The organism is Qipengyuania psychrotolerans (assembly GCF_019711355.1).
Classification (GTDB): Bacteria; Pseudomonadota; Alphaproteobacteria; order Sphingomonadales; family Sphingomonadaceae; genus Qipengyuania; species Qipengyuania psychrotolerans.
On record NZ_CP081297.1, the window covers coordinates 1844885 to 1869226 of the forward strand.

Genomic DNA, 24342 nt, shown 5'->3' on the forward strand with positions numbered 1-24342 from the left:
AAGGTGATTAAATTATTGAAATGAGGACGTGAGAGGTTTCGACTTTGTTAAGGCAAGTAACGGATTTCCGCGGGTTTTTCGATTCCGGAGATCGCGCGACCAAGCCAAATCCCGGGTTTTCCCGCGACTCAACGATGTTGGAGTCGCGACAGTAGCGATTCCAGTGCAGCGCGGCGTTCGCCTGAGTCCTTGTCGGTGTCGAGGACCGCGGCATCGGCGATCAGGACCGCCGATCCATCGCCAATCTTGCAATCCGCAATCAGGTTCTGCGCCGACAAGGTGCACGATGCTTGGGCTTCGCCATCCAGAACGGCGAACTGACCGGCAAGCTCCACTGGCAGATCGCTGCGTCCGGCAGGGATGATCCGCTCGTCACGCGGCTGGGTATCATCGAATTGCAATTCCAGGCCCCACCGCGCCAGGATGGGCGAGATCAGCACCACGTCGAACGGCCTGCGCGGATCGCCCAGGCCGAATTCGGAATGCTGGGTAAGAAAAGGATCGGCAAAAATCAGTGCCTGCCCTCCGTCACGCAGCCAGCCATCCAGCGCCACGTTCTCGGACGGAGCCAAGGCGCGCGGCTGTGCAAGGACGATCCGATCAAGTCCGGCAAGCACATCAGCTTCGAGTGTATCGAGAGGGATCAGTTCAGACCGCGATTCCAGCACTTCGCGAACCCAGCTTGGTTCTTGTGCCCCGTCTTGCAGCATGGTCGCAATGTCTTCGCCGTCGCTCCAATAGATCGGCAGCGAAGTGAACAGTCCGAGCTTTTCCGTGCTGGCAGGAGCGACTTCACGTCCCTCGCCATCCCCTGCCGAGCAGGCAGCGAGCAGGAAGACCAGACATGTCGAAACCAGCTTATTCGGCAGTCGAAGGTGCATTGCCGCTACCCTGTTCGGGTACAACCGCCGGATTTTGCGCTGGCGTGGGCGCGCGTTCGGCTGGAAGGTCCGGCACCACGCCGGCCTCGACCAACGGATCCGCTTGCGTGGGGGCCGCGCTAGGTTCTGTCGTGGCAGCAGCCGAAGGCACAGACGAGGCATCGACCTCTCTCGCTCGGTCCTGGACCAAGCTGGCCAATCCGACGAGCAGGACCATCAGAACCACGCCCGCTATGCCGATCTGCAAACGGTGAACGGCCTGAGCCCTCGTTCCGCCCAGCGGCACGTCGGGAAGGCCGCCCAATTGCGGCTTGCTGGATGACAGATCGAAATAACGCGGCATTTTCACGATTCTGCGCTCCTTCGCCGCTGGCGTCAATCCGAAGTCTTCAGCCAATCGAATACCGGCAGCCCCTTCGCTTCCAGCCATTCGCGATTGTAGAGGGTGGAGAGATAGCGAAAACCGGTGTCGCACAGGATTGTGACGACACGGGGACGCTCACGCCCTTCGGCAACCAGTTCCTTGCCCAGCGCGATTGCGCCGGCTACATTGATGCCGCTCGAAATGCCAAGGCACAGGCCCTCTTCGCGCAGGAGGCGGGCGACCCAGTGCAGCCCTTCTTCGTCCGAAATACGGAACTGGGTGTCGATCGGTGCGCCTTCCAGATTGCCGGTGATGCGGCCCTGCCCGATACCTTCGGCTACAGAAGACCCTTCGGCCTTAAGTTCGCCATGCGCATAGTAGCTGTAAAGCGCAGCACCATGCGGATCGGTGAGCGCGATCTTTACGTTCTCGTCGAATTCCTTGAGGCCCATGCCGACGCCGGCAATGGTGCCGCCCGTCCCGGCTGCGCAGGTGAAGCCATCGATCTTGCCGCCGGTCTGTTCCCAGATTTCCTTGGCGGTGCCCTCGATATGCGCCTTGCGGTTGGCCGTGTTGTCGAACTGGTTGGCCCAGATCGCGCCCTCGGTTTCTTCTGCCAGGCGGCGCGACGTGTGCACGAAATGGTTGCTATCGGCGAACTTGGTGGGCGGAACGGTCACCAACTCTGCGCCAAGCGCGCGCAGCGTGTCCATCTTCTCCTTGGACTGGTTGTCCGGCATCACGATGATCGTGCGATAGCCAAGTGCGTTGGCGACCAGCGCAATGCCAATCCCGGTGTTGCCCGCGGTGCCTTCCACCACGCAGCCGCCGGGCTTCAGTTCGCCCCGCGCTTCTGCATCACGGATGATATAGAGCGCGGCCCGGTCTTTTACCGACGCGCCGGGATTCGTAAATTCGCATTTGCCGTAAATATCGCAGCCGGCTTCCGCGCTCGGTCCTTCAAGCCGGACGAGCGGCGTATTGCCGATCAGGTCGAGCGTATGCTCGCGAAGAGGTATCTGTGTCATGTTGCAGCAAGTAGGCGCGCGCGCGCCTGCTCGCAAACAACATCAATCTTCAGGGGCGATAGTAACCTTCAACCCGTCAAGTTCACTGCCGAAGGGAATCTGGCAGGACAGGCGCGAAGTCTCGACCCGGTGTTCAGTCGATTCCAGCAGGTCGTCTTCGTCTTCGCTCATTTCGGGGAGCTTGTCCTTGAACGCGGGATCGACATGGATGTGGCACGTCGCACACGAACAGCAGCCGCCGCACAGCGCCAGCAGTTCGTCGAAGCCGTTGTCGCGGATCGCTTCCATGACAGTGAGGCCGTCTTCGACCTCGATCTCGCTCGTATCGCCTTCGCGGGTAGTGACGATCAACTTGGGCATCGATTGCTTATCCTTGTTGCCTCGCCCGCATCGCGGGCCTTATGCGTTGCGCTGCTATTCAAACTGAAGCGGGAGCGCAAGGTGGGCCTGACCAATTCGCAATTGCGCGAGCATCTGGATGCAGTGGCAGCCAGCGATCCCGTCGTGGCTGGCGCGCTGGAGCGTTGCGATTATCCCGAAGAACGCATTCGCCCGACCGGATATCGGACTTTGCTGCGCACAATCGTGGGCCAGCAAGTCAGCGTTGCTGCGGCAGCGTCGGTCTGGAACAAGCTCGAAGTGGAACTTGGCGAGGACTTGCAAGCAGGCGAACTGCTCGCGCGGGATTTCGACACTCTCCGCGCCTGCGGCCTGTCCCGGCAGAAACAGGGCTATGCCCGCTCGTTATGCGAACTGGTGGCACAGGGCGAACTCGATCTCGATAACCTGCCTGCCGATGATGAAGAGGCGATTGCCGAACTCATCCGGATCAAGGGTATCGGTCGCTGGTCGGCGGAAATCTACCTGCTGTTCGCCGAAGGGCGCCAGGATATCTGGCCCGCCGGCGACCTCGCAGTGCAGGAGGCTGTCGGGCGATTGCTAGAACTGCCGGAACGGCCGAGCGAGAAGGAAACCCGGGCATTGGGTGACAGGTGGCGGCCCTACCGCGGCGCCATGGCCATCTTTACTTGGCACACCTACAACAACGCCGCGCTTTAAAGCGCGCGAAGGAGAGACGAGATGAGCGAACGCAAGGCAATTTTCATCACGGGCGGCGGGTCCGGTATCGGCCGCGCGATCGCATTGAGGTTTGCTGCCGAAGGCTGGTTTGTCGGCCTTGGCGACATCGATCAGGCAGGCATGGATGAAACACTCCACCTGATCGAAAACGGCTTCACCTATACGCACAAGTTCGATGTCCGTGACCGCGATGCGTGGGACAAGGCGCTGGACGGCTTCGCCACGGCAGCAGGTGGCCGGATCGATGTGCTGGCGAACAATGCAGGCATTCCGCTGGGCGGAGCGCTGATGGAGAATTCGACACAAGAGATCGAACGCTGCCTCGACATCAATTTGAAAGGCGTGCTGTTCGGCGCTCAGGCCGCTTATCCATATCTGCTGAGGACCGCACCAGGCTCGTGCCTCCTCAACACCGCGAGCGCGGCAGGCATTTATGGCACCCCCGGGGCAAGCGTTTACACGGCGACCAAATTCGGCGTTAAAGGCATTACAGAAAGCCTCGACGGGGAATGGGCGGACGAAGGCATCAAGGTCCGCTCGCTATGCCCCAGCTTCATCGATACCCCGCTGCTCGACCACACGCCCAACGCCCAGTCGAACGAAGGCATCCGCCAGCGCGTGAAGGATGCAGGGCTGGAGATCACACCCGTCTCGGAAGTGGCCGATGCGGCATGGGACGCGGTTCATGGCGACAAGCTGCACACGCTGGTAGGCAAAACCGCCAAGAGCATTGCGTTCGGCGCCCGTTGGATGCCGGGCCGCGTGCGCAAGCAGACCCGCAGCAGCCTGAGGCCGCTGGGCAAATAGGGATAGCAATCGTGATTCTACGCCGACTACTGCCTTTGGCAGCGCTGCTGTTTGCCGGACCTGCGCTGGGCGAAATGCCTGCGAGCGAGCCCTACGTGCTTGGCCAGACTTACACGGTCCAAACTGCCATTCTCGAAGGCGAAACCCGCAAGGTCACGGTCCGCCTACCGGTGGAATACGACGCCGATGCGGAACTGCATTTCCCGGTGGTCTATGTCCTCGACGGCGGACCCGAGCAGGATTTTGCGCATATTGCAGGGATCGCACAGAGCCGGGAGATGAACTATTCGTTCGAACCCTTCATCGTGGTGGGCATCCAGAGCGTAAATCGCCGCCACGAGCTGTCACCGGCGGTCGCTGATCCCGCCCCTTACGAGGAAGCTTTGCGCGCGACGCCCGGCGGCTCGGCCAAGTACCGTCGCTTCCTGCGCGAGGAACTCAAACCATTGATCGAGGCCAATTTCCGGACCGACGGGCACGATGCGGTCATGGGCGAATCCCTCGCAGGTTTGTTCGTGGTCGAAACGCTGCTGGAAGACCCGGCGCTGTTCGACGATTATATCGCCATCTCTCCGTCCATGTGGTGGGAAACAATGAAGTACGGGCGCGAGGCCGCAGATTATCTCGCGCGTCATCCAGCCGGAAAGCGCCGTCTCTACCTGACCAGTGCCAATGAGGGCGACTGGCACCGGGAGGGCACCGAACGGCTCGTCACTGCGCTGCGCAACGATGCGCCGGAAGGTCTGGAATGGAGCTTCGTCGACGCCGGCAAAGCCGAGACCCACGGGACGCTATATCACCCGATGGCGCTGGACGCATTTCGGGCGCTGTATGGAACGCCCAGCCGCGAATACCGCAGCTACCCGCTCATTGGCGGCCCCGAAATTGCCGAGCGAACGGCTGAAGAAAACGCATTGCTCGAGAGCGAGTGTACGCGTGAAAACAGCATCCGCATGACACCGGAGACTGCGGAGCGCGCGCGCGAGGCGATCTACTACAAATGCCTGCTGCTCGAGCTTGGCCCCACCCCGCGCGAGAGCAGCAGCGCCGATTAAAGAAGCGCGTCGATCTTGCGCGCCATTTTGACGTCCCGCAGGCTCAGCCCGCCAGCATCATGCGTGGTCAGGGTGATTTCGACACGGTTGTAGACGTTGAACCACTCGGGGTGATGATCGCGCGTCTCGGCGATCATTGCCACGCGCGTCATGAAAGCGAAGGCTTCGGAAAAGTCGGCAAACTCGAATTTGCGCTCGATTGCATCGCCATCACGGGCGAGCGACCATTCGGGCAGCGCACTCAGCCAGCTGCTGCGTTCTTCCTCGGTGAGTTTCTCGATAGAAGTCATGCGCGAATCTCTCCTGCTTGTCGCTGGCAGCGCTTTTGCCTATCGCTCCCGCCCATGCAAGCGCGCCTCGCAGCTACTGACCTCGCCTGCCGCCGCGGCGAGCGGCTGCTTTTTCGCGGCCTGTCATTCGATTGCCAGCCGGGATCCGCGCTGCATATTGCGGGCGCAAACGGGATCGGAAAGTCGAGCCTGATCCGGATCCTCGCCGGATTGCTGCGTCCATTTGCCGGTGAGGTAGAGAGCGAGGGAGCGATGGGGCTGGTAGATGACCGCCTCGCCCTCGATGCCAATCTGCCGCTCGGCAAGGCCTTGGGGTTCTACGAGAAGCTCGATGGATGCTGCGACCCAGGTCGGTCCGCGCACTTACTCCAGCTCGAAGCATTGATGGACGTGCCGGTGCGCTACCTGTCGACCGGTCAGAAGAAACGCGCCGCGCTTGCCAGATTGCTTAATCGGGGTTGCCCGATCTGGCTGCTGGACGAGCCGCTCAACGGTCTCGACGCGCAGGCAACCGCCAGCGTTGAAGCGCTTGTCGCGCAGCACTGCGCAGGCGGCGGCATTGCGGTTGTCGCCTCTCATCAGGAAATCGCCCTGCCCGGCGCGCGCACGATCGATCTTGCGGAGTATGCGGCATGAGCGCCTTTGCCACATTGCTGCGCCGTGATCTCGGATTGCTACTGCCCGGAGGGCGCGGCGGCGCAGGCATCCTGCCGCTATTGTTCTTCCTTGCCGTGGCGATGCTTTATCCCTTCGCCGTCGGACCCGATGCGCAGCTCCTGGCGCGGACCGGCGGAGGCGTCATCTGGGTCGCCGCATTGCTTGCGGCCATCCTGCCGCTGGAAAAGCTGGTGTCGGCCGATCTGGAAGCGGGCGTGTTCGATCAGCTGCATTTGCGCGGAGTGAGCGAGGAATGGGCAATGGCGTCGCGCCTGATCGCGCATTGGCTGGCGTTTGCGCCGCTCCTGCTGTTGGCCGCGCTCCCCGCAGCCGCACTGCTTGGCTTGTCCGCGGACACAACGCGAACCGTATTGCTTGGGCTGGTGGCCGGCACTCCGGGCCTCGCCGCTGTCGGCCTTGCCGTTGCTGCGCTGACCGCCAGCCTCAGAGGAGGGGCAGCTCTTGCAGGTCTGATGGTGATCCCGCTTGCCGTGCCGATATTGATTTTCGGCGCTGGCAGCCTTGCCCGGCCTGACCCCAGCGGCTTGCTGCTCACAGCGGCGATAAGTCTTGGCCTTTGCGCCATCGCACCGATTGCTGCCGGTTCGGCGCTGCGTGCTGCGCGGGAAAATTAGGGCCCGCTATTCTCAAAATCGGCGCAATTCTACAATCAGAAGCAATTGTCGGCTGTTAGTTCTGACGTGGCAGTAGTATGCTGCTTGCTGGACTTGGCAGGGGGCCGAAGCGATGGAAAACGGACAAGAATTCGTCGATTACTATGCGCTTTTGCAAGTCAATCCGACGTGCGACGCGAAAATTCTGGAAAAGGCGTATCGGCATTTCGCCCATATGTACCATCCCGACCACCGCGAAACGGCAGACATCGAGAAATTTCAGGCAATTAACGATGCCTATCGCGTCCTGAGAGATCACAAGAAGCGCGCCGAATACGACCGTGTCCACCACATTCACAAGGCCGATGAAACGCCCAAATTCAAGTTCGACAATGAAATCCAGATCGACGAGCAATCGGCGATAGACGATGCGGAAGCGCATGAGAAAATCCTGCACTTCCTTTACAAGAAGCGCCGCGAAACGCCCGGCGATGCGGGTGTCATCGGATTTTACGTGCAGGAAATGCTGGGTTGCTCAGCAGAAAGCTTCGAATTCCATTCGTGGTATCTGAAATCGAAGGGCTTCATCCAGATTACCGAACAAGGCACGCTGGCCATCACCATTGAAGGCGTCGACCACGTAATTTCGACCAGCCGCAAGTCTGAAAGCGAAAGGCTGCTTATCTCTCAGTCGGCCGACATCACCGAATAGACGGTGCGACCATCACCCCCGCTCAATACGGCGGCTGGTGCAGGCCTTTCGGGCTTTCAGTGAAGATTTCCACGCCCGTTTCGGTGATCCCGATCGAATGTTCGAACTGAGCGCTCAGGCTCTTGTCGCGCGTGACCGCGGTCCATCCGTCGCGCAGCAGTTTTGCCTGCGGGCGGCCTAGATTGATCATCGGCTCGATAGTGAAGAACATGCCGGGCTTCAATTCCGGTCCGGTTCCCATGCGGCCTGTGTGGATTACCTCGGGCGCATCGTGGAACAGGCGGCCCAGGCCATGTCCGCAAAATTCCTGCACCACGCCGTAGCGGTGCTGGCGGGCATGCGCTTCGATGACTGCGCCAATATCGCCCAGCCGTGCGCCGGGCTTCGATGCGGCCTCGATGCCGAGCATGAGGCATTCGTAAGTCACATCGACCAGCTTGCGCGCCTTGAGCGCTACGTCGCCGACAAAGAACATGCGGCTGGTATCGCCGTGCCATCCATCGAGCAGCGGCGTAACATCGACATTGACGATGTCGCCATCTTTCAATGCCTTCTCGCTCGGAATGCCGTGGCAGATCACATGGTTGATCGAGGTGCAGCAGCTGTGCGCATAGCCGCGGTAACCCATCGTGGCTGGAACAGCTCCGCCGTCCAGGGTCATGGTGCGGACAAGATCGTCGATCTCGCCAGTGGTCACGCCCGGTTTCACGAAGGTGGTCAACTCGTCGAGGATTTCTGCGGCCAGCCGCCCGGCCTTGCGCATACCCTCAAAACCTTCCGGCCCATGGAGTTTGATCGTACCGTCGCGGTAGACGGTCTGTTCGCTGTCGATTACCTGATATTCGGTCATGCGCGCCCACATAGCGATTGCACGCGCAAATTGCGAGCAGATCAGCGCTGGACGCGAAATGCCTTGGCATATTGCGGTTTCACAGCATCGAGAACCGACCCTGTGACTGGGAAATTCAGCTCGTAGGCGCCCTCGGCATAAGGACCCGCGACATAGGGGCCGAAATAGATCCCGATCCGGTCGAAATACTCACCATCGGAAGAACCAACGAAGACGCTTGCCTCGTCGAGGCCAGGGCAGTCATTGAAGATATCGCCACTCGACCGGTCAACCGGGGCGCCGCGCTTGCTTTCCCGTTTCTGATTTAGCGTGTTGCACAGAGCAGTGCCGAGCGCGTTTTCCAGCGCCACGGGCGAATTGAACAATTCTATGCCGTCGATGCCGACCTTACCCTCGCGGTCCCAGACCATCGAGCCGCGCCCGTAATTGCCATGCGCTCCGCCAGTGTAGAGGTAGTTATCGAAAGACAGGCTCAGCCAGCCGGGGATCTGGGCAACGACCTTCCACTCGGTTTCATAACCGCGGTTGATGCAACTGATGCAGTCGCTTGGGAATTCGTTCCGCGAGCGGTCCCATTCGGCCTTTTGTTCGGCCAAGGCGGCATCGCGCTCCTTCTGCAATTGCGCAGCCAGTTCAGGGATTGCGGAGATTTCTACAGGCCAGCTGTAAGCGAACTCTCTAACCGCCTCGCCGACCTTATCGTTATCTTCGAATTGCACGCCAACGATCTCGGTTTGCGTCTCGGGAGTTGCCGTCGCCGAAGCGCGCTGCGGATCGTTTTCGACCCGCGCAGGGTCCGGCGCTGGCGAGCAACTGGCACTCGACAGCGCAAGTGAAATCAGGAACAGGCGTTGTCGCATATCATTTCCATGCCCGAGACCACATTCGTACGGGGTACACTATAATGGCCGATACATCCGCTCTCATCCAGCCCGATCAGGGCCAAGATGCCATCCTTATCCACCTTGTTAACAAGGACGGGTTCGAAAACTGGGCGAAAAAGCTGTCAGCCGGTCAGCGCGAGGCCCTGAAGGCCCAGAAATTCGACGGGTCGGGATATCAAACCGCGATCGTTCCGGATGGTGACAGCTGGTTCGCGGTCGGCGGCGTCGCCAATCCGGACGAGCTTTCAAGCTGGTGCATGGCCAAGCTGGCAGAAGTCTTGCCGGAAGGCACCTATCGCCGCGCCAATGGTGAGCCGGGGCCCGCGATGCATGGCTGGCAGGCCGCGCAGTATACCTTCGAACGCTACAAGAAGCCCGACAACCCGACCGGGCCGCGTGTCCTGCTGACCAAGCAGGCAGGCAGGATCGATGCGGCGATTGCCGAAGCCGATGCACTGCGTCTCGTGCGGGATCTGGTGAACACTCCGGCAGAGGACATGGGTCCGGCCGCGCTCGAGGAAGAGGCTGAAAAGCTCGCCAAGAAATACAGTGCCGAGTTGCGCGTCGTGCGCGGCGATGCGCTGGAGCAGGATTATCCCATGGTCCACGCGGTGGGCCGTGCAGCAACCCGCAAGCACGCACCGCGCCTGATCCACCTCACCTGGGGCAAGGAAAGCGATCCCGTGCTCGCTATCGTGGGCAAAGGTGTGTGCTTCGACAGCGGCGGTCTCGATGTGAAGAGCGCTGCGGGAATGAAACTGATGAAGAAGGACATGGGCGGTTCGGCCCACGCGCTCGCGCTGGCCGGGCTCATAATGGGCGGCAAATTGCCGGTCCGGCTGCACATGATTGTTCCCGCAGTCGAGAACGCGATTGCAGGCAACGCATTCCGCCCGGGCGACGTGCTGTCGTCACGCAAGGGCATTACGGTCGAGATCGGCAACACCGATGCCGAAGGCCGCCTGATCCTTGGCGATGCGCTGACCCGTGCGAGCGAGGAAAAGCCTGACCTCATCATCGATTTCGCAACCCTTACCGGGGCCGCCCGCGTGGCGCTCGGTCCGGACTATCCGGCCCTGATGGCGCGCCGCGATGAAACGGCGCAGGCGCTCATCGAAGCGGGCCGTAAAGTCGATGACGAACCCTGGCGCCTCCCCCTGCCCGACGCCTATAGGGAATGGCTCGTCTCGGACATTGCCGACACTAACAATGCGCATGGCAATGCCTTTGCCGGAGCCAGCGTGGCAGGTCTCTTCCTCGACAAATTTGTCGGCGAAGGGCTCGACTGGGCCCACTTCGACACGTTTGCATGGCGACCGACGGCCAAGCCGGGCCGGCCCAAGGGCGGCGATGCCTACGGTCTGCGCGCTTCATGGCACATGCTCAAAGCGCGCTATGCGGGGACATGAAATTGGCGTGCCTTGCGAGATTAGCCAAGCGAGGCTAAGCGCCCGGGCTTGTATTAAAGATCAATCCAGACAGGTTTCGTGAGCGAAGACGCCAGCTATTCCCTGCCAGAAGGCATAGTCGGACTTAAAGGTCCGGTTGACCGGCCCGCGCCCGGGACCTTGCCGCTGCGCGGCGATCTGGCGCATATCGCGCTGGCTGGACGCTATCTGGCTGCGCATTATGTCGTCCCGATGAAACGCCGGATCGGCGACGCCGACGTAGTGCTGAAACTGGCCATGCGGGATGACGGCGACGACGGCGCGACGCTGGATGCATGTTCCGACGTCGAACTGCTCGATATTGCCGGTGACTGGGCCTGGATCACGCACGGACCCAACGGTCCGAGCGGTTATGTAAGGCTTGGCGTTCTCGCCGCTGACGGCGGTGCATAGCGTTTTCATCGACGGCGCGGCCGGCACAACCGGCCTCGAGATTGCCGCGCGGCTGGAAGGCCGCAGCGAGTTCGAACTGATTGTGCTGGAAGATGCCAAGCGCAAGGATGCCGCCGCCCGCCGCGATGCGCTGAATTCTGCCGATATCGCGATCCTGTGCCTTCCCGACGACGCGGCAATCGAAGCCGCGAACATGATCAACCCGTCGAGCGGAACCCGGGTTATCGACGCCTCCAGCGCCCACCGTACGGCTGCTGGCTGGTGCTATGGCTTCCCCGAACTGGTCGGGCGGGAACGTGTGGCCGAAGCGCGGCGCGTGTCGAATCCCGGCTGCTACCCCAGCGGGTTCCTGGCGCTTGTCGCACCGCTCGTCCGTGCGGGCCTGCTGCCCAATGACTGGCCTTACACGGTCAATGCGGTGAGCGGGTATTCTGGCGGCGGCAAGGCGCTCATCGAACGATTCGAACAGGACGGCGCCCCAGCATTCCGTTCTTACGGATATGACATGGCGCACAAACACCTGTCCGAAATGAAAGCGCATGCCGGCCTGAAGCATAGCGTCATCTTCGCACCTTCAGTCGTTCCGGCTTATCGCGGGATGATCGTTGAAATACCGCTCCATCTCGGAGCCATGGCGGACAACCCGCATGCCGATGCCCTGCGCGCTTCCCTGCACAAGTTCTATCAGGGTTCGGCGGTAGTATCTGTCCATGACAAGGGCGCTGTCGGCGAACTGCTACTTGAAAAGAACGCACCCTCTTCCGACGCGATGGAGCTCTTCGTGTTCGGCAACGAAGGCGGCTGGCACGCCAGGCTGGTCGCCCGCCTCGACAATCTCGGCAAGGGCGCGAGCGGTGCAGCGGTCCAGAATCTCAACCTGATGTGCGACTTGCCCGAAACGGCTGGCCTCGTCCTTCCCGCTGCCTAATTTCTAGGCAGCCCGCGATCAGCTTTTAAGCACCTGCCACCTGCTATTACTCACGGAACCGCGCATTTGCGCCATTTGCGCAATTGGCACGTTTCTTGGAACGACGCGCGAAAGAAGACATTACAAAGTTGTGCGAATCTTTCCGCACGCTTGGCAACGGGATCGGTGGACCAGTGAAAAAGATCGAAGCGATCATCAAACCCTTCAAACTCGATGAGGTGAAGGAGGCGCTACACGAAATCGGCGTATCCGGGATCACCGTCACCGAAGCAAAGGGCTTTGGCCGCCAGAAAGGCCACACCGAGCTTTATCGCGGCGCTGAATATGTCGTCGATTTCCTGCCCAAGGTTAAATTGGAAGTCATCGTGCCCAGCGACATCGCTGAACGCACGGTCGAAGCCATTGCTGCGGCTGCCCAGACCGGGCGGATCGGTGACGGCAAGATTTTCGTCTCGCCGATCGAAAGCGCGCTGCGCATCCGAACCGGCGAAAGAGACAACGACGCAATCTGACATCCCGGCCCCGCAATCCGCTGCGGCCTCAATACGAACAATCCCAAACGGAGATCATCTAATGGCAAGTGCAACCGATGTCCTGAAACGTATCAAGGACGAAAACATCGAGTGGGTCGACCTTCGCTTCACTGATCCCAAGGGCAAGTGGCAGCACCTGACCATGGTCGCCAAGACGCTGGACGAAGACCAGCTTGAAGACGGCCTGATGTTCGACGGTTCTTCGATTGCGGGCTGGAAGGTCATCAACGAAAGCGACATGATCCTGCGCCCTGATCTCGACCGCGTATATGTCGATCCGTTCAGTGCAGAACCGATGCTGATCATGTTCTGCGACATTGTCGAACCTTCGACCGGCGAACTGTATTCCCGCGATCCGCGTTCCACCGCCAAGCGCGCCGAAAGTTTCGTGAAGAGCACCGGTATCGGCGATACGATCTACGTCGGCATGGAAGCCGAGTTCTTCATGTTCGACGATGTACGGTTCGAAGACGGCTATGCCGGTTCGGGCTATGCCATCGACGACATCGAACTGCCGACCAACACCGGCAAGGAATACGAAAGCGGCAACCTCGCCCACCGTCCTCGCGCCAAGGGTGGCTACTTCCCCGTAGCCCCCGTAGACAGCGCAGTCGACATCCGCGGCGAGATGGTCTCCACCATGATCGAAATGGGCTTGCCATGTGACAAGCATCACCACGAAGTCGCCGCTGCCCAGCACGAGCTGGGTGTCACATTCGCGACGCTGGTCGAAACCGCCGACAACCTCCAGATCTACAAGTATGTCGTCCACCAGGTCGCGCATATTTACGGCAAGACCGCTACTTTCATGCCCAAGCCGATCAAGGACGATAACGGCAGCGGCATGCACGTCCACATGTCGATCTGGGACGATGGCAAGCCGACTTTCGCAGGCAATCAGTACGGCGGCCTCAGCGAAAACTGCCTTTATTACATCGGCGGTGTGATCAAGCACGCCAAGGCGCTGAATGCCTTCACCAACCCGACCACCAACAGCTACAAGCGCCTTGTCCCGGGTTTCGAAGCACCGGTCCTGCTGGCCTATTCGGCACGCAACCGTTCGGCTTCGTGCCGCATCCCATACGGTACGGGCGACAAGGCCAAGCGCGTGGAATTCCGTTTCCCCGATGCGATGGCCAACCCTTACCTCGCCTATTCCGCGCTGATGATGGCCGGCCTCGATGGGATCCAGAACAAGATCCACCCGGGTGAAGCGATGGACAAGAACCTCTACGACCTGCCGCCAGCCGAACTGGCTGACGTGCCGACGGTTTGCGGTTCCTTGCGCGAAGCACTCGAAGCACTCGAAGCGGATCACGAATTCCTGCTCAAGGGCGACGTGTTCAGCAAGGACCAGATCGAAGCATATACCGAACTGAAGTGGGAAGAAGTGCTGCGCGTCGAGACAACGCCGTGCGCGGCCGAGTTTGACATGTATTATAGCTCTTAATCGCTATATTTCAGATTGATACATGACCGCTTAATGATTTTGGCTTAAAGCATCCCAATCACCGAGAGGGCGTCCGGAGCGATCCGGGCGCCCATATTCGTTTCGTGTGCTGTTTGCCTGACGAAATCGGTTGACTGGGCCGACCAGCCAAAGCAGCCTAATCTCATGAAAAAGCTACTTCCGGCGCTGGTGATGACCCTCGCGGTTTTGGCGGGAGGATGCCGGGAAGGATCAAGTGCACCTGACCTCTTCGATCAGAGCCTTGAAGCGCAAGCCGCCAGCAAGTTGCTTGAACCGGCGGGCTGGGTAACGGACCAGGCCGACCTGCTCGACCCTCAGGTAGAGCGCGACATCGCAGCGCGGCTGCAATCGCTCGAGAATAACACAGGACATCAGATCGCTGTCGTGACGGTCACGTCACTTGAGGCTGCGGACATAGCTCAATTTACCGATGATCTTGGCAACCGCTGGGGTGTTGGCCAGAAAGAATTTGACGACGGCGTTGTCATCTTGGTGGCCCCGAACGAGCGCCAGGTGCGAATCTCGGTGGGTGACGGACTGCGCAGCGCCCTGACCGACGAATTCTGCCAGGACGTGATAGAAACCAGAATGACTCCGCATTTTTCTCGCGGAGATTTCGTCCAAGGTATCACCTCGGGCGCCGACGCCCTGATCGCTCGGCTGGACTGAACTGCCACGCCGTCAGTCCGGAATGGTGATCTTGCATTTTCCTACTGGCGCAAAACATGCCTAATCCCCTCACCTCAATTCCAAACGAGGTGCCTGAGCCATGAACCGTAAACCCATCTTCGACGCCTTCCGCCGCGTGCTGGGCCGCAAGTTTCGCCAGTCGGAGGTGGAGGCAATCGATGACGCGATCGATAAAGCCATCTCGGCGAGTGCTGATGATTTCCACCAGGACAGTGTTCCAGGTGTTCCATCGCGCAGGATCGGTCCCGGAGGCCTCCAACTCATCAAGCAGTTCGAAGGTTTCGCGCAGGTACGACCGGACGGGAGGGTCGAAGCCTATCCCGACCCAGGCACCGGCGGCCAGCCTTGGACCATCGGTTGGGGATCGACAGGGCCCGGCATCGGGCCCGACACGGTCTGGACCCGCGCGCAGGCCGACGCGCGTTTCGAAGCCGATTTGACAAGATATGCAGCAGAGGTCGCGGAAGCGATCGGCGATTGTCCCACCAGTCAAACCCAGTTCGATGCTCTTGTCAGCTTTCACTACAACACCGGGGCCATCAAACGCGCGACGCTGACCAGGCTCCATTGTGCCGGCCAGTTCGATGATGCCGCGCAGGAATTTGATCGCTGGAAATACGCAGGCGGCAGGGTGCTGAGAGGACTTGTGAAGCGCAGAACCGCAGAAAAGCGTCTCTACCGCGCATAACCTGTTCGAAATCGCAAATCTTGCCAGCAGGTTAACCGGAACCCAAACCCACTGCGCCTCGTTAGTCCCTTCATACAAGGAGCTTAACAAATGCGTATCTTTCTAGCAGGCACCGCCGCGCTCGCACTCGCGGCGACTGGTGCGATCGCGCAAGGTAATGGCAAGGGCAACGGTAACGGCAATGGCAAACCCGCTGCCGCCCAGACCAATGGCGGCGGCAAGTCTAAGGCCGATCGTGGTCCAGAGCGCCAGCAAAATCGCGGTAACGGCCAAGGCAATGCGAAGGCCGACCGCGGCAATGACAAGCGGCCCGTCCAAGCGGATCGCGGCAATCGCGGCAACGGCAATGGCAACAGCAACGGCAATGACCGCAGCCCCGTCCAGCGCTCAAATGGCAATGGTAACGACCGAAACGACGTCCGCATCCGCTACGATGATCGCGGCGGTGACCGGCGCAATGCAGGCAACCGCTACGACGGCGGAGGATTTTGGCTTGCCAATGATCGCAACCGAGGGCTTGTCAACGGCTGTCCTCCGGGCCTCGCCAAGAAGCGGAACGGATGCAATCCTCCCGGTCAGGTGAAGGATAGCTATCAGCGCAGCCTGTTCGGTTCGAACTATCGGCCTAGCCTGTTCGGCCTGACCAATTACGGCCGCGGCGATTACTCATACCGTGACGGCTATCTGGTGCGCTATGGCGACCGGGGCGGGATATCGGGCTGGATCCCGCTGCTCGGCGGCGCGCTCGGTATCGGCAACATCTGGCCGACCGGATATCAGAGCTATGATGTTCCCGATTACTACGTTGATTACTACGGTCTCGGTGGCCGTGACCGGTATCGCTATGCCGACAACGTAATCTACCGTGTCGACCCCGAAGACGCGGCGATCATGTCGGTCGCAGCGCTCATCACAGGAGATGAATTCTCCGTCGGCCAACCCATGCCGCGCGGCTATGACGTTTACAACGTCCCGTCGCCCTATCGCGACCGATATTACGATTCTCCCGATGCAATGTACCGTTATTCTGATGGCTACGTGTACCGCGTCGACCCGGAAACACGTCTTGTAGCCGCAGCAATCGACTTGCTGACCTGAGGAAATTCACGCGATGAAAATGACAAGAAATCACTTCGCCCATGTTTTCGCGATCGTCGGTCTGGCCGCGCTGCCAGCGTGCAGCGATGCGACCGATAATAATGCTACAGACGGCGTCACATCTGGTGACGTTAACCTGACGCTAGCGGCCGCACTTGGCGACTCGGACGATCTGGGCACCTTGACTGGTGCCGTCGCCAACGCCGGTCTCAATGCTGTGTTCGATGGCGCCGGTAGCTACACGCTACTGGCTCCGACCGACGCCGCGTTCGAAGCGCTCGGGGAAGATGGTAAAACCCTTCTTTCCGAAGCTCAGAAACCGATCCTGGTCGGCATTCTGCGCGAGCATGTTCTGCCGGGCCATATGCGGCCTGAAGATATTTCCGCTGCAATCGATAAGGCGAACGGCTCGGTCACAATGACTACCCTTGGCGGCGGTGAAGTTACCTTCACGCGCGATGGCGAGACATTGACTGTTACGAATTCGGCAGGAACCACTGCTGCCTTCACCGGAACCGCTCTTGCGGCGTCCAACGGCGTCGTGATCCCGATCGGGACCGTGCTGACGCCTCAGTAATCCCGGCTGACTTCAGCCACGATACTTTCGCGGCCGATGGTCGAGACGCTCGCGAGCAGCGATAGCCAGCTCGTGATGCGGAACTCGGCCTCGGTCGCGCTGTATCCGCGACCGTCGGTGATGATCTCAACGTAGAAGCGGCGTCCGATATTCTTGCCGAGTGCAACACCGGTCCCGCGCCCGAGCGCCGGGTCGGCGCTGACAATCCGTAACCGGTCCAAACCGATTGCCGAGCGTAGCTGGTTGATCGGGTCCATGCCCCCGCCGCCGCGCAGGCTCGCCACAGCGGCACCCAATTGCAACGCATCTGTTGCCGACAGGCTCGTGATCGAACCCCCGAACAACAACCGCGCGAGGATTTCTTCCTCCGGCAATGCCGGATCCGAATTGAACGCAATCTCGAGTTGATCAGAAGTTCCTGTGATCGAAACGATCACGTTCACTCCATTTGCCTCAGTCTCGGCGCGAATATCGATCCGCGGATTGATCGGCTGGTTTTCATCGAAATCTATCTCACCGCGAGTAAGCTCGAAACGTGTGCCGGCAAACGTATAGTCACCCCTGACCACCTGAGCGCTGCCGCCCACGCGCGGATTGTCCGTCGTGCCGCGGATGATGACATCGGCACCCCATTCGCTTTCCAGACCCATGCCGTCAACGTCGATCCTGCTGTCGGCAGTTGCATCGATGAGGTAACGCCAAGGCCGACTGGCGGCGACTGCGGTCCGGCGGTCGGCAGGAAGATTGACTTCTCTTGTGCTGATACGCGGAAGGCGCAGGTCATCGGCGGATGTACCCAATTTCCAGCTGGCCCGGTCGATACGGACACGTCCCGCAATAGTACCCCCAAGACCGTTTGAAACGATCCTCAAAGGACCTGTTATCGTTGCCGATAGACCGTTTGCATCCAGCAGCCTTGCATTGGTCGCAGCAGCCCGCAGATCGAGGGTGGGCCCGCGGATTTCAACGAACCGGCCCTCGACCCGTTCGCCCAGTCCCTCAAGATCGACAGTCCCGCTGCCGGAAACCTTGCCTCCGTTCGCCGTGGAACCGGAAAAGCTTGTCAGCCGCAAAAGCGATCCAGCGAAGGTGCCGCGCATCGAAACATCGCGGATATCGGTACCGGATAACGCACTGCGCACACGAAGGTTATCGCTCGACGCGGTGCCCCTCACCCTGGGCTGTGCCAGTGTCCCCGTGGCATTTGCGGCTATCGAGACAGGCCCGGTCAAGTCGAACGCATCGATTGCAGCAAGCCGCCACAGGCTTTCCGCCGCGCCTTGGTATCGCAATTGGCCGTTGAGCCTGCCAGCTCGCAGGCGCTGGGTTATGTCGCCCTGGCTGGGAAGATCCGTGATGTAGGCCTGTAGGCGCCCTTGGCTGATGTCCTCGTTGGCCAAGACCGCTCGCGCTTCAAGACGCCCGGTTTCCAGGTTGGCGACCAGTGCAAGATCTACTGGCTTTGACGACAGCACCAGGCCGGACCGCGTGAGATCATCGACCTTGACCCGCGCCGAACCTGTCGGAAGTCCGCCAGCCGGGCTGTTGTATTGAACCACGCCGGAAATGGTCCCGCCAAGGCCGAGATCTGCAACCGCGACATCGGTCAGGGACAAGGGCATCCGGGCGAGCTTGAGGTCGACGGTCATATCACCGCCGCCAAACCTGCCCGAAGCGATTGCGCCGCCATCGCCATAAGAAATCTGCGTCGGCGAAAGTTTCCATCCGCCGCCATCCATCGCTGTCAGGACCGCACGGCGCGGCATCGCGATGGGTCGGCCAGCAAATTCGCCTTGAGCGGCAACAGCGATCCGCTCTGGCTGGAAACGCGCATTCAAGTCCAATGCAAAACGCACGCCGCGCTGTCCGGTAATTCGTGCATCGACGCTGCCAACGCCATTCTCGACTTCGCCCTGCGCGGCGAGGCGCGCGATGAACAGGCCGCCGTATTGCAGGCCCTGCGCATTGGCGGTCCCACTAAAGTTGGTCCTGCCTTCGCCGATCACGCCTTGCACATCAATCTGGCCGCGCGCGACCGTGATTGGTGTATCGCCTCCGAAGCTGGCATTGCGCGCCGTGAGATCAAGGTTGAGACCCTGCCCCCCATTGCGGGGTACGAGCCCGATCGTGCCGCCGAGGCCACCGCCCGAAAGGGTGACCAATCCCTCGGCGCCGCCTTCTACCAGCGTCAGGTCGCCGGAAACCGACGTATCGGAAACCGTCAGACGCTCGATGTTGATTCGGGTTGGGCCGTTTGCCGGAGCATATAGCGCCAGAATACCATCGAAAGGTCCAAGAACCGAACCTCCTTCGGTATCGATGGCGAAACCATCTTCGGTTGGCGCGATGGCAACGCGCACATTCTCGAGGCCGGTAACAGGCTCGGCAAATACAAGCTGCGCCGTTGGGCCATCATCGTTGAGTTCCGCTTCGACAGTGAAGTCACCATAGTCGACATGTGTGCCTCTGCCTGCGAGCTGCGTAGTACCGCTATCGACCGACCCATCGAGCGCGATTTGCAGCTTTTCTGCAGAGACCCGGACATTATCGAAATCGAGCGCGCTGGCGCTGCCGGTCGCAATCCCTCCGCGCACCCGCAAATTCGGGCCCGCCAGGTTCGCCAGCGTGGCGTTGGTTACCGGAGCAACCCGCGCATCGAGGTCTGCGCCAAGCCGCCAGCCTGTCGGCAGCAGCTCGAAATCGATCATGGCGGTGCCGCCCGCGCGGCCTACATTCTCGAGTGCAAGCCCGCTCGCGCGAACCGGCCCGCGGAGTTGGTAGCGGCCGTCGTCAAGATTACCGCGCAGCGCCAGATTGGCGTCGAGACCCTGGAACGCGACCCGGAGGTCGTCGGCCAGTAGAGTGCTTCCTGACAGGGAAAGCTGACCGCGAAGCGTGCCGTTGACGAGCCGGGGATCGACCAATGCATTGCCGGTCGAAACCCGCTCGACGCCAATGGCCAACGGCACAGTCCACCGGTTGCCGTCATACCGCGCCGTCCCTTGCTGCGTCAGACCGCTCAGGCGGGTATCGCCGGAGACCAAGGCGCCAACGTTAAGTTCATGGGCAATATCAAGATCGGCAAAAGCCCCGTTCAGCGTTGCCGTCGCAGTGGCATTTTCCAGCACGAGGCTTTCGCCAAAAAGGGCTGGATCGCGCAAGCGTGCGGAAAGATCGAAATCATCGACGCGATTTTCCGCCAGATCGATCAAGCCTTCGCCGTCGAGATAGATGCCGCGCCCCAGCAAGATCGTCCGGCCATCGAACGCCCGGTTATCAATGCTCACACGGGATTTCAGCGACACATCGTCGCCAAGCGCATTGGCGAGCGTGCCGCTTACAAACCCGCTGGGGTCAATCTTGCCCAGCAAGCCGAAGGTGCCCGCGGTGTTGGTAAGCTTGATGGCAGCTACATTCTCGCCGTCGCTCCGAACGAGCAATGCACCGTTCCAGGCCGACCATGTCCCATCGCCGCGCAGCTTTGCGGTATACGCAGCATCGAGACCGAGTAGCCCGGCAATCGCACCATCTTCTGCTGCGGAGAGATCGGCCGAGAGATCGAATTCATCCCCATCCGGTTCGGCATTCAGAAGCAGCGCAAGCGTGTCTTCCTGACCCAGCCGGGCGTCGCCATCAACGAACAAGCGCCGATCCTCGACCTGTACTTCAGCCTCGAGATCGACCCTCTGCGCTTCGTCTCCTGCGATACCGGGCGCGAGCGTCAGGTTATCGATTTGCAAGCTGTCGATGGAAATATCGAAGCCAGGCAAGATCGGGCCTTCTTCTTCGCTCGGCAGAAATTCGGGAAGCCTTGCCAGTGTCGCACGGCGCGCCGCAAATGTGTCAATATCGAGCCGGTTGTTGAGCCAGCCGCGAGGGTTCCAATCAATCTCTGCGCGCGGAATGGTCAGGAAAACACCCTGCGGATCTGACAATCGCACGTCGTGCAAAACCGCCTCGCCGTAAATATTGCCGTCGATCCGGCCGATCGAAATGTTCAGGCCATTCGGAAAGGTCTGACGTGCGATACGGTCCGCGAGGAAGCGTTCGCCGATAGGGGTGTTCAGCAAGACGGCCATGCCCACGATCAGCAAAAGGAGCGCGCCAGCTGCGCCGAGCGCCCACTTGCCTGCGCGGCCGAATCTGCTGCGCTCACGCGGTTCGGGTGTTGCCGCTTCGTGGACAGGTTCGGTCATCAGAATGCCTGTCCAAGCGATACGTATACCGCAACGGGCGCGTCATCGGGGCCCGGATTCAGCGGCGCCCCTACATCAAGCCGCAACGGACCAAATCCAGTATCGTATCTTAGTCCGACACCCGCGCCGTAATTCACGAAGCGGAAATTGGGTGTGGTCTCGATCGACACAGAACCGACGTCAAAAAAGGGAACGACCGACAGGGCGCCGTCAAAAAATCCGGTTCCGATCCGTGCTTCGATCGATGCCTCGACAAGGCTACGTCCACCAGTCGGCTCTCCCAAATCGTTCTTGGGACCGATGGCTTGATAGCCATATCCACGCACGGATCCGCCGCCGCCGGCATATAGTCTACGCGAAGGAGCGATGGCGAATGTCGGCGCACCCTGGATGCTTGCGAACCGAACCCGCCCGGCAATGACCGTGCTGTCATTGATCGAGCGGTAGTAAGACGCATCCGCTTGGTTGCGAAGATAATAGTATTGTTCGCCCGATGTGCGCGATGTTTCAGGCGCGAGAAATCCCGTCAGACGAAAACCTTGGGTCGGGTCGAGCAGCGAATCAGTGGTATCGAGGGTTGCTCGGCCAAACACGGAGGCAATAAAGTAGGTCTGCCTCTCTCTTGGAATGCCGCTTATCACCCTGTTGCGCTCGTCCGTGGCGAGGATTTCAGCCCCCAACGCCCAAGCGAGAGGCTTTTGGAACAACAGCGTGGACAAGCGCTCATACGCACCCGTTACGGCCACTGTTCGGGCATCATAAGCGACGTTGTCTACCGTCGTTGCGTATGCATCGATCGTCAGGACTTTGTCCCTGCCGCCGAAATTGTTCTTGCGGAAAGTAACGCCAGCCAGCTGTTCCTGCGTCCCCAGTACGCCGCGTACCCGAAGCGACCCTTCGGGAGGGAAGAAGTTCCGATGTTCCCAGCTTGCCTGGATCCGGAAACCTTCTTCCGAGCCATATCCGATGGCTCCGGCGATGGAGCGGAGTTTGGCAGGTGTCATTTCGACATCCATCGCCACCACACCGGGTTCGGTCGCGCTTGGAGGCTGCACTTCGCGCGGAGTTATGGAAACTGTAGAGACCAAACCCGTCGCAGTGACCGCTCGGCGTAAGTCGAGCGATAGGCTACGCTGGTACGTGTCCCCAGTTTCAAAGCGGGCGATGGTCGACAGGTGTTTGCTGGACAGGAACTTTGGATCGCTGCTGACCACTTCCCCGAAGACGTATTTCCCGCCCGGTTCGACCGGGAGGGTGAGATCGCCAATCTGGCTTTCGTGGTCGATCAGCAATTGCGGTCCGTCGATCACAGCAAAGGCATAGCCATTTTCGCCTAGCGCTCTGTCGAGGTCGAACTGCTCGAGCACGATCGTGTCGCTCTGGAGAAAATCACCTGGATAGATATCGAACACGTCGCGCAGTGCATCGTAGTCCGGCGCTGACGACAGGTTCCCCAGATCGATCGCACCATAGCGATACCGGGCTCCGGGGATGATGTCGAAGCGCACGACGGGTTGCTCTTCCGACTGGTCTTCGCCTGGGCGAACAGCTCCGATCGTGCGGATGATTTCACCGTCGTAATAGCCGTAAACGCGCAGCAGATTGCCGAGCAATTCCTCGTCTTCACGCGCACGCGCAGCCAGTTGCGCGACATTGGCGTCACTGTCGCCCAACTCCTCGATGGTCGACAAGGCTGAATACCGGGCAAGGAAGTCACCGCGTTCGGAAAATGGCGGTTCGGCCTGAGGAAAACCTAGTATAAGATTATCCGCAATCTGCTCCGTTTCAGCGTCGTCGAACGCGACTTGCGGAGCGCCGGTATCGAGGTCGGCGAATTGAATGTCTTCTTCCGGTTCGAGCGGCTCGAAACCGTCGATTTCCAGTTCGTCCGGCCAAGCGATCGTAAGACCTGGCGGCGTTTCGATGGGAGTTTCGGGATCAGGCGCGGTTCCGGCTTCCAGATCGGAAGGCTCGCCCGTGCCTTGCTGCGCCCACTCTTCCGGATTTTCGATCGCGCTGTCAGGGATCAGATCTTCGAGGTTCGGCGGAGCCTCGGAATCCTGCGCATACGAAGACGCGCTCGCCAAAGCTAGGGCGGCGGTGCAGGCTGTGAGGAGACGGCGGGCCGAACTAGTCGGCCAATTTGTACTCACGCTGGCTGCCATCCTTGGCAGGGAGAGGCTCTGCGACACGTTCGTTACGCGGCCTGGTTGCAGCGGTAATGAGGCGCTTTTGCTCTGCTTCCGGCATACGCTCCCAGCCGCCGCGGTTGAGCCGTTCAAGCGGGCGGTAACGGACCTTGTATTGCATCCGTTCGGACCCTTCGACCCAATATCCGAGATAAACATAGTCGAGGCCCTGATCCGCAGCACGGCGGATGTGATCAAGGATGATGAAATTTCCAAGCCCGGCGCGATCCTCAATATCAGGGTCGTAGAAGCTGTAGATCATCGACAGCCCATCGCCCTGAATGTCCGTGAGGCAGGCGCCAATCAACCGACCCGGCTGCGACCCTACCCCCGGCTCCCTATATTCAATCACATAGCTTGATACGGGAGTATGTTCCACCATATCCGCAAAATCTGATTCTTCCATCTCTGCCATGCCGCCGCCGGGATGGCGATGAGCGAGATATTTGCGAAGTAATTCATACTGTTCGTCGGTGGCCCAGGGGCGGCATTCAGTGACTTCGATGTCGCTGTTTGCCTTGAGTGCACGCTTCTGGCTGGACGATGGCTTGAACTCGCCCGCAACGACGCGAACCGACACGCAGGCCTGGCAGTCGAGGCAGGAGGGCCGGTAAGCGACCGTCTGGCTCCGACGGAAACCAATGCGGCCAAGCGCTTCGTTCAATTCGTCCGTACCCTGTCCGCGAAGCTCGGTGAAAACCTTACGCTCGCTCTTGCCCGGAAGGTACGGGCACGGCGCAGGGCTCGTGACGAAAAAGCGAGGGAAGCGGATCGGTGCCGTCACGGGTTCTGGACATCCTCTGGGCTGCACGACTTAATTAGTTAACGAGTCGTTTATGCCTGAGAGGTGAACAGGTTAAAACCCTCTTAACCATGAAAACTTCCAGAGAGGGCGCAAAGTCTTGGATT

The 24342-nt window shown here is 60.3% G+C and carries 25 protein-coding genes; 15 read left to right on the plus strand and 10 right to left on the minus strand.

From position 1 onward, the window contains the following. Positions 1 to 128 precede the first annotated feature (128 nt). The 4 genes from K3166_RS09070 to K3166_RS09085 are packed head-to-tail and all read right to left on the minus strand — an operon-like array spanning position 129 to position 2633. Positions 129 to 881, minus strand: a complete 753-nt coding sequence (locus tag K3166_RS09070; protein ID WP_221421939.1) for a motility-associated ABC transporter substrate-binding family protein — start codon at positions 879 to 881, stop codon at positions 129 to 131. Then, entirely contained in the window at positions 859 to 1224 is a 366-nt protein-coding gene (locus K3166_RS09075) for a hypothetical protein (protein ID WP_425594581.1), read from the minus strand. Before K3166_RS09075 ends, K3166_RS09070 begins: the two co-directional genes overlap by 23 nt. Positions 1225 to 1256: 32 nt before the next feature. Further along, positions 1257 to 2273 (minus strand): cysteine synthase A, encoded by a 1017-nt coding sequence (locus K3166_RS09080; protein ID WP_221421941.1) that lies wholly within the window; start codon positions 2271 to 2273, stop codon positions 1257 to 1259. A gap of 42 nt (positions 2274 to 2315) precedes the next feature. Then, positions 2316 to 2633 carry a 2Fe-2S iron-sulfur cluster-binding family protein gene (locus K3166_RS09085; protein WP_221421942.1) on the minus strand — a complete coding sequence of 106 codons (318 nt, stop codon included), beginning with the start codon at positions 2631 to 2633 and terminating at the stop codon, positions 2316 to 2318. Between the two features lie 81 nt (positions 2634 to 2714). Here K3166_RS09085 and K3166_RS09090 point away from each other — a divergent pair, with 81 nt between their 5' ends. Genes K3166_RS09090 through K3166_RS09100 form a run of 3 tightly spaced genes read left to right on the plus strand, consistent with a single transcriptional unit; the run spans position 2715 to position 5215 of the window. After that, entirely contained in the window at positions 2715 to 3332 is a 618-nt protein-coding gene (locus tag K3166_RS09090; protein WP_221421943.1) for a DNA-3-methyladenine glycosylase family protein, read from the plus strand. A 21-nt stretch (positions 3333 to 3353) separates the two neighbouring features. Further along, on the plus strand, positions 3354 to 4160 hold the full coding sequence (locus K3166_RS09095; protein ID WP_221421944.1) for an SDR family oxidoreductase: 807 nt from the start codon (positions 3354 to 3356) through the stop codon (positions 4158 to 4160). An 11-nt stretch (positions 4161 to 4171) separates the two neighbouring features. Continuing rightward, positions 4172 to 5215, plus strand: a complete 1044-nt coding sequence (locus K3166_RS09100) for an alpha/beta hydrolase (RefSeq protein ID WP_221421945.1) — start codon at positions 4172 to 4174, stop codon at positions 5213 to 5215. Here the strand turns inward: K3166_RS09100 and K3166_RS09105 are convergent. Further along, positions 5212 to 5535, minus strand: a complete 324-nt coding sequence (locus K3166_RS09105) for a 4a-hydroxytetrahydrobiopterin dehydratase (protein ID WP_282098811.1) — start codon at positions 5533 to 5535, stop codon at positions 5212 to 5214. The genes K3166_RS09100 and K3166_RS09105 overlap by 4 nt on opposite strands. Positions 5536 to 5559: 24 nt before the next feature. Between K3166_RS09105 and ccmA the strand changes: the two genes are divergently transcribed. The 3 genes from ccmA to K3166_RS09120 all read left to right on the plus strand — a co-directional run bounded on the left by ccmA (position 5560) and on the right by K3166_RS09120 (position 7488). Continuing rightward, the gene (ccmA, locus tag K3166_RS09110) at positions 5560 to 6141 is read left to right on the plus strand and encodes a heme ABC exporter ATP-binding protein CcmA (RefSeq protein WP_221421947.1); all 582 of its coding nucleotides are present in this window, start codon (positions 5560 to 5562) and stop codon (positions 6139 to 6141) included. Beyond that, on the plus strand, positions 6138 to 6797 hold the full coding sequence (locus tag K3166_RS09115) for a heme exporter protein CcmB (RefSeq protein WP_221421948.1): 660 nt from the start codon (positions 6138 to 6140) through the stop codon (positions 6795 to 6797). The genes ccmA and K3166_RS09115 overlap by 4 nt, the downstream gene beginning before the upstream one ends. Positions 6798 to 6909: 112 nt before the next feature. After that, positions 6910 to 7488: a J domain-containing protein gene (locus K3166_RS09120; RefSeq protein WP_221421949.1), complete on the plus strand. Its 579-nt coding sequence runs from the start codon at positions 6910 to 6912 to the stop codon at positions 7486 to 7488. 22 nt (positions 7489 to 7510) lie between these two features. On the opposite strand, the gene map is transcribed toward K3166_RS09120, so the two are convergent. After that, positions 7511 to 8338 (minus strand): type I methionyl aminopeptidase, encoded by an 828-nt coding sequence (gene map / locus K3166_RS09125; protein WP_221421950.1) that lies wholly within the window; start codon positions 8336 to 8338, stop codon positions 7511 to 7513. Positions 8339 to 8379: 41 nt separating this feature from the next. After that, entirely contained in the window at positions 8380 to 9198 is an 819-nt protein-coding gene (locus tag K3166_RS09130; protein ID WP_221421951.1) for a DUF4163 domain-containing protein, read from the minus strand. A gap of 44 nt (positions 9199 to 9242) precedes the next feature. Here K3166_RS09130 and K3166_RS09135 point away from each other — a divergent pair, with 44 nt between their 5' ends. From K3166_RS09135 to K3166_RS09175, 9 genes are all read left to right on the plus strand, one after another. Further along, positions 9243 to 10631: a leucyl aminopeptidase family protein gene (locus tag K3166_RS09135; protein ID WP_221421952.1), complete on the plus strand. Its 1389-nt coding sequence runs from the start codon at positions 9243 to 9245 to the stop codon at positions 10629 to 10631. Positions 10632 to 10709: 78 nt separating this feature from the next. Then, the gene (locus K3166_RS09140; protein ID WP_221421953.1) at positions 10710 to 11063 is read left to right on the plus strand and encodes a hypothetical protein; all 354 of its coding nucleotides are present in this window, start codon (positions 10710 to 10712) and stop codon (positions 11061 to 11063) included. Beyond that, entirely contained in the window at positions 11032 to 11991 is a 960-nt protein-coding gene (gene argC / locus K3166_RS09145; protein WP_247714591.1) for an N-acetyl-gamma-glutamyl-phosphate reductase, read from the plus strand. The genes K3166_RS09140 and argC overlap by 32 nt, the downstream gene beginning before the upstream one ends. A gap of 173 nt (positions 11992 to 12164) precedes the next feature. Beyond that, positions 12165 to 12503, plus strand: a complete 339-nt coding sequence (locus K3166_RS09150) for a P-II family nitrogen regulator (protein ID WP_221421954.1) — start codon at positions 12165 to 12167, stop codon at positions 12501 to 12503. A gap of 61 nt (positions 12504 to 12564) precedes the next feature. Further along, positions 12565 to 13974, plus strand: a complete 1410-nt coding sequence (gene glnA / locus K3166_RS09155) for a type I glutamate--ammonia ligase (RefSeq protein WP_221421955.1) — start codon at positions 12565 to 12567, stop codon at positions 13972 to 13974. A gap of 165 nt (positions 13975 to 14139) precedes the next feature. Next, the gene (locus tag K3166_RS09160) at positions 14140 to 14664 is read left to right on the plus strand and encodes a TPM domain-containing protein (protein ID WP_221421956.1); all 525 of its coding nucleotides are present in this window, start codon (positions 14140 to 14142) and stop codon (positions 14662 to 14664) included. A gap of 100 nt (positions 14665 to 14764) precedes the next feature. Then, positions 14765 to 15373, plus strand: a complete 609-nt coding sequence (locus K3166_RS09165; protein ID WP_221421957.1) for a lysozyme — start codon at positions 14765 to 14767, stop codon at positions 15371 to 15373. 90 nt (positions 15374 to 15463) lie between these two features. Beyond that, complete coding sequence (locus K3166_RS09170; protein ID WP_221421958.1) at positions 15464 to 16471, plus strand: hypothetical protein; 1008 nt, start codon at positions 15464 to 15466, stop codon at positions 16469 to 16471. Positions 16472 to 16484: 13 nt separating this feature from the next. Next, positions 16485 to 17048 (plus strand): fasciclin domain-containing protein, encoded by a 564-nt coding sequence (locus K3166_RS09175; RefSeq protein WP_221421959.1) that lies wholly within the window; start codon positions 16485 to 16487, stop codon positions 17046 to 17048. Here the strand turns inward: K3166_RS09175 and K3166_RS09180 are convergent. From K3166_RS09180 to K3166_RS09190, 3 genes are read right to left on the minus strand one after another with little or no spacing between them, the layout of a single operon-like run. Further along, on the minus strand, positions 17042 to 21244 hold the full coding sequence (locus K3166_RS09180; protein WP_221421960.1) for a translocation/assembly module TamB domain-containing protein: 4203 nt from the start codon (positions 21242 to 21244) through the stop codon (positions 17042 to 17044). The two genes, K3166_RS09175 and K3166_RS09180, sit on opposite strands and share 7 nt — an antisense overlap. Then, entirely contained in the window at positions 21244 to 23397 is a 2154-nt protein-coding gene (locus K3166_RS09185) for an autotransporter assembly complex protein TamA (RefSeq protein WP_247714592.1), read from the minus strand. Before K3166_RS09185 ends, K3166_RS09180 begins: the two co-directional genes overlap by 1 nt. Further along, positions 23375 to 24217 (minus strand): arginyltransferase, encoded by an 843-nt coding sequence (locus K3166_RS09190; protein ID WP_221421962.1) that lies wholly within the window; start codon positions 24215 to 24217, stop codon positions 23375 to 23377. Before K3166_RS09190 ends, K3166_RS09185 begins: the two co-directional genes overlap by 23 nt. Positions 24218 to 24342 lie beyond the last annotated feature (125 nt).